Origin of the sequence: Inquilinus limosus MP06 (genome assembly GCF_000767795.1) — a bacterium.
GTDB lineage: Bacteria > Pseudomonadota > Alphaproteobacteria > DSM-16000 > Inquilinaceae > Inquilinus > Inquilinus limosus_E.
The window spans coordinates 1-5325 of record NZ_JANX01000453.1 but is presented as its reverse complement, the minus strand read 5'-3'; the positions used below and the strand labels follow the sequence as shown (position 1 = coordinate 5325).

The following is a 5325-nucleotide window of genomic DNA, read 5'->3' as shown; positions in this document are numbered from 1 at the left end:
ACGTCGACGGCGGTGCAGAAGGACAGCACGTCGACCACGACCAGCACCGCGACCCGGCCCCGGAGGGCCTCGATGCCGGCCATGCCCCATTCGGCCAGAACCTGCGTCATCCCCGTGCCCTCTGCCGCCGCAGGCGCAGCCTAGACCACCCCGCCGGGCAGTGAACACGATGTTCATTGCGCCGCCGCTGAATCATGTTCATGATATGTTCCATGGATGAGGCACAGACCGATCTGGAGTCGGAGGCCCGCCCGCTCCCGCCGAGGAGCGGGCGGCGCGGCATCTGCGCCTTCTCGCCCGGATGGCCGAGATCCAGATCGAGGTGGCCGAGGCGGCGCGGACCGAGGCGGTCGAGGCGCCGCAGCCCGGCGTCGACTACTGCCAGCGCATCGCCGTGATCGCCCGCTCGCTGCGGCTGACGCTGCTCTTGGAGCAGACGATGGGCGAGGCGCGGCGGGAGGAGCGGCGCCGGGCCGCGGGGCGGCAGGTGGCCGTTACCCAGGGAGACCGCTCGCACCGGGTGTTCCTGGCGGTGGCCGCGCCGGCCGACGATCCGCCGGAGGACTTGCCGACGCCTCGTTCCCCACCCGGCCGCAGGCCCAGGCTGCCGGACACGGGGTGAGCACACACTCTTGTCATTGCCGGGTGGGTTCTCGGGTCAAGTCCAAGGACCGCAATCCGGGAGCCGCCCGGGGCCGCATCGACATCCCCCGGATGCCCAGGGCATGACAGGTGGGAACTGCGCCGCGCACCTACTTTGCGAGAACCGAGCGCCTTGCCTCTCCCGCATCGCAGGAGAGGCCGAAGGTGCTGGCGCCGTCCCCGCAATCGTCATTGCGAGGAGGCGAAGCCGACGAAGCAATCCATCGCCCCGCACGAGCTGCGGCATGGATTGCTTCGCTGTGCTCGCAATGACGGTTGTGGGACGGCGACAGTCCCGCCAGGCGGGAGCGGCAATCCGATGAGCCGGCAGAGGATCGGGCCGTGAACGGTCCGGCGCCTCCGCCCCCGCGCGACCTCTCCCTTCTGCGGGCTGGCCTTCCGGCTCGATCTTTGTACGATCCGTCAATTGTAGGATAAATGGGGGCGGGCGCCGGACCGGCCTCGCGCGACGGGAGGATCTGGAGCATGGCGGAGATCGCCTATCTCGGCCTTGGCCTGATGGGCCGGGGCATGGTGCGCAACCTGCTGCAGACGGGGCATCGCGTGCATGCCTGGAACCGCAGCGCGGCCGATCTGCCGGAGGAGATCACGGCCCATCCCGGCTTCGTCCGCGCCGGCTCGGTCGCGGCGGCGGCATCCGGCCGCGATCGGGTGATGCTCTGCGTCACCGGGCCGGACACCCAGCGCGCCGTGCTGCTCGGCGCCGACGGCGCCTTCGCCCATGCGGCCAAGGGCGCCGTGGTGATCGACAGCACCACCACCGACCCGGCGGTGTCGCGCAGCCTGGCGGAGGCGGCGGCCCAGGCCGGCCACGCCTATCTCGACGCCCCGGTCTATGGCAGCAAGGACCATGCCTGGGACGGCAGCATCGGCTTCATCGTCGGCGGCGACGCCACGGCGCTGCAGGCGGCGCGCCCGATCCTCGAGGCGGTGTCCGGCGGCGTGCATCATCTCGGCCCCAACGGCGCCGGGGCGGTGATGAAGCTGATCGGCAACCTGCTGTCGGCGGCGCAGACCGCGGCGCTGGGCGAAGGCCTGGCCCTGGCCCGCAAGAACGGGCTGGCGGCGGAGGGGATCATCGAGGTGCTGGACCGCTTCGGCGGCTCCTCCGGCGTCATCCGCGGCGCCGCGCGCAAGACGCTGGCCAACGACTTCTCGCCGGCCTTCCACCTCAAGAACATGGCCAAGGATATCGGGCTGATGCTCGATCTCGGCCGCGCCAGCGGCGTGCCGATGCCCGGCACCGCCTTGACGGCCGAGCTGTATCGCGCCGCCCTGGTCGCCGGCTATGGCGAGCTGCAGGCCAATGCCGTGCACAAGCTGCAGTTCCGCCTCGCCGGCATCGAGGCCGGGATCGAGGAATGAGCCGGCCCGGCACGTTCCACCCGGCCACGGCCGGCGGCGTCCGCACCGAGATCGCGATCCTGGCCGATGGGCGGCCGATCCGCTACCGCCGCATGGGCGCGGGGCAGGACATCCCGATCGTCATGGTGCACGGCTTCGGCGGCGAGCTGCTGACCTGGGCCGCCAACCAGGTGCCGCTCTCGGCCCGGCACCCGGTCTATGCCCTCGACCTGCCCGGCCATGGCGGCTCGTCGCAGGATCTCGGCGCCGGCGGCGTGCCCGGTCTGGCCGAGGCGCTGCTGGCCTTCCTCCAACGCCGCCGGCATCGGCCGCGCCCATCTGGCCGGCCATTCCCTGGGCGGGGCGGTGGCGCTGCAGGCGGCGCTGTCCGATCCCGGCCGCGCCGCCTCGCTGACCCTCATCGCCTCCGCCGGGCTGGGGCCGGAGGCCGACACCGGCTTCGTCGACCGGCTGCTGGCCGCCGACGACCCGGCGACGCTGACCGCGGCGCTGCGGCCGCTCTACGCCGATCCCGGCCTGGTCACGCCGGCGCTGGGCGAGCTGGTGCTGATGGCGATGCGGGGCCCGGGCGTGCGCGCGACGCTGCGCCGCCTGGCCGACCAGTGCTTCACCCCCGGCCGCCAGCGCCTGGTGCTGCGCGACCGGCTGGCGGAGCTGAAGGGGCCGGTGCAGGTGCTGTGGGGCATGGGCGATGCGATCCTGCCGGTGGATCACGCCCATGGCCTGCCGCCGGCGGTGGCGGTGCATCTGCTCCCCGGTCAGGGCCACATGCTGCCGATCGAGGCGGCGGCGGAGGTGAACCGGCGGATCGGGGAGATCGCGGCGGCCGGGTGAGTCCGTCGCGGCCGGCGGCGGTCGCCCGGTCTTGCTGCCCCGGCCGGGCGGGCCTTGAGTGGGGTGGCAGCCGGAACGCGGCGGAGGGCGCATGGACACAATCGATCCTCTCGGCGATCTGATCGGCGTCTACGATGCCGGCACCGATCTCGCCGCGTGGCAGCAGGACCTCACCGAGATCCGCCGCTGGGCCGCCGCGCTGCCGGTGTGATGGCCGACACGGCGCGGCCACAATGATCGGCTTAGCTTGGCGGCATAGCGACAGCACAAGCGAACCGTTTCATGTCCTCAACCATGGTCGTACACAACACCGAGCGGAATTCCGGGCTCGACCTCATCCAGCTCGCCGGCCGACTCTGCCTGGCACTGGTGTTCTTCGCCGCCGGCCTCTCCAAGATCCCGGAATGGGCGTCGATGGTGGCGATGGTGCAGGGCCGCGGCCTGCCGCAGCCCGAGCTGCTGCTCGGCGTCGCCGCGGCGCTGCAGATCGTCGCCGGCGCCTTGCTGCTGCTCGGCTGGCACACCCGGCTGGCCGCGCTGGCCCTGGCCGGCTTCACCGTCGTCGCCACCGTGCTGTTCCACCCGTTCTGGGAGTCGGCACCGAGCCGGTTCGAGCTCGACTTCGCGATCTTCATGAGCAACCTGGCCGTGCTCGGCGGGCTGCTCTTCATCGCCGGCACGGGCGGCGGCCGCCATTCCCTCGACAGCGGTCCCGGCGAGGGCTGATCCCGCAAACGGAAAGGGCGCGCGACCCTGCGGCCGCGCGCCCTTCGCTCGCCCAATGGTCGGCGCGCTTACCAGCCGGCGACGACCGCGCCCTTGAAGCGGTCCGCCAGGAACTGCTTGATCGCGTCGGTGTGGTAGCTCTCGACCAGGGTCTTCACCCAGGGCTCGTCCTTGCGGGCGGTCTGCACCGCGATGATGTTGACATAGGGGCCGTCGGCGGCCTCGCGCAGGATCGCGTCCCTGGCCGGGTCCAGCCCTGCCTCGACCGCGTAGTTGGTGTTGATCGCCGAGATGTCGGTGTCGTCCAGCGACCGCGGCAGCTGCGCCGCGTCCAGCTCGATGATCTGCAGGTTCTTCGGGTTGCCGGTGATGTCGAGCACGGTCGGCTTCAGCCCGACGCCGTCGGCCAGCTTGAGCAGCCCGGCCGACTGCAGCAGCAGCAGGACGCGGCCGCCATTGGTCGGGTCGTTCGGGATGCCGACCCTGGCGCCGTCGTGCAGCTCGCCGATCGCCTTGATCTTCTTCGAGTAGATGCCGATCGGGAAGGTGACGGTGTTGGCCACCTTGCTGAGCTTGTAGCCGCGCTTCTCGATCTCGTTCACCAGGTACGGCTCGTGCTGGAACGAATTGGCGTCGAGCTCGCCGGTGTCGAGCGCCGCGTTGGGCACGACATAATCCGAGAACTCGACGATCTCGATGTCCAGACCCTTCTCATGGGCGATCGGCTTCACCTTCTCCAGGATCTCGGCATGCGGCCCCGGCGTGACGCCGATCTTCACGGTCTCGGCCAGCGCCGGCTGCACGGCCAGGGCGAACGCCGCCGCGGCCAGAATCGTCTTCAGGCTCATTCTATCCCCCTCGAAACGGAATGGTTCAGGTCAGGCGGAACGCTGCCGCTTGTTGACGCGGCGGGCCAGCCGGTCGCCGGCCATCTGCACCGCCTGCACGAACAGGATCAGCACGACCACCACCGCGGCCATCATCTCCGGCATGAAGCGCTGATAGCCGTAGCGGATGCCCAGGTCACCCAGCCCCCCGCCGCCGACCGCGCCGACCATGGCGGAATAGCCGATCAGGCTGACCACGGTCAGGGTCAGGCCCAGCACGATGGCGGGCATCGCCTCCGGCACCAGCACCTTGCGCACGATCTGCAGCGGCGTCGCGCCCATGGCCTTGGCGGCCTCGACCAGGCTCTGGTCGACCTCGCGCACCGCCGCCTCGATGATCCGGGCGATGAAGGGCACGCAGGCGATCGTCAGCGGCACGATCGCCGCGGTGGTGCCGATCGAGGTGCCGGCGATCAGCCGGGTGAAGGGGATAATCGCCACCACCAGGATGATGAAGGGGGTGGAGCGGGTGGCGTTGACCACCAGCCCGGCAACGCGGTTGGCCGCGGGCGCCGCGAACAGCTCGCCCTTGCCGCTGGTCGCCAGCCAGATGCCGATCGGGCCGCCCAGCAGCGTGCCGATCGCGGCCGAGACCGCGACCATGTACAGCGTCGCCCAGGCGGCGTCAGCCAGCAGCGCGAAGAGTTGCGGGGACATGGCCCAGGACCTCGACGGAAAGCTTGAGGGAGGTGAGGAAGTCGATCGCCGGCCGGGCCGCCTCGGGCCCGCCGGGGATCGCCACGATCAGGGTGCCGAAGGGCGCGCCCTGCACGCTGTCGACCCGGCCGTGCAGCAGCGCCGCGTCGACGCCCAGCCGCCGGGCCAGCTGGCCCAGCGCGGTGGTGCCCGC

General features: G+C 71.4%; 7 protein-coding genes and 1 pseudogene. 5 read left to right on the top strand and 3 right to left on the bottom strand.

Annotated features, from left to right (window positions below):
• Positions 1-301: 301 nt before the first annotated feature.
• From P409_RS38260 to P409_RS25680, 5 genes and pseudogenes are all read left to right on the top strand, one after another.
• Positions 302-622, top strand: a complete 321-nt coding sequence (locus P409_RS38260) for a hypothetical protein (RefSeq protein WP_034845133.1) — start codon at positions 302-304, stop codon at positions 620-622.
• A 506-nt stretch (positions 623-1128) separates the two neighbouring features.
• Positions 1129-2028, top strand: coding sequence for an NAD(P)-dependent oxidoreductase (locus P409_RS25690; protein WP_052121391.1), 900 nt, complete (start codon positions 1129-1131; stop codon positions 2026-2028).
• Positions 2025-2210: pseudogene (locus P409_RS41630) on the top strand (hypothetical protein); the annotation flags it as partial. The gene P409_RS25690 and the pseudogene P409_RS41630, both read left to right, overlap by 4 nt.
• A 37-nt stretch (positions 2211-2247) precedes the next feature.
• Positions 2248-2862, top strand: coding sequence for an alpha/beta fold hydrolase (locus P409_RS25685; RefSeq protein WP_161790473.1), 615 nt, complete (start codon positions 2248-2250; stop codon positions 2860-2862).
• Between the two features lie 282 nt (positions 2863-3144).
• Positions 3145-3588, top strand: a complete 444-nt coding sequence (locus tag P409_RS25680; RefSeq protein WP_081991794.1) for a DoxX family protein — start codon at positions 3145-3147, stop codon at positions 3586-3588.
• A gap of 68 nt (positions 3589-3656) precedes the next feature.
• Here P409_RS25680 and P409_RS25675 read toward each other — a convergent pair whose 3' ends face one another.
• The 3 genes from P409_RS25675 to P409_RS25665 form a co-directional block, all read right to left on the bottom strand.
• The gene (locus P409_RS25675; protein WP_152613537.1) at positions 3657-4436 is read right to left on the bottom strand and encodes a MetQ/NlpA family ABC transporter substrate-binding protein; all 780 of its coding nucleotides are present in this window, start codon (positions 4434-4436) and stop codon (positions 3657-3659) included.
• 30 nt (positions 4437-4466) lie between these two features.
• The gene (locus tag P409_RS25670; protein ID WP_034845131.1) at positions 4467-5132 is read right to left on the bottom strand and encodes a methionine ABC transporter permease; all 666 of its coding nucleotides are present in this window, start codon (positions 5130-5132) and stop codon (positions 4467-4469) included.
• Positions 5101-5325: NIL domain-containing protein (locus tag P409_RS25665; RefSeq protein ID WP_034845129.1), on the bottom strand; the 225-nt coding region annotated here is incomplete at its 5' end. The genes P409_RS25670 and P409_RS25665, both read right to left, overlap by 32 nt.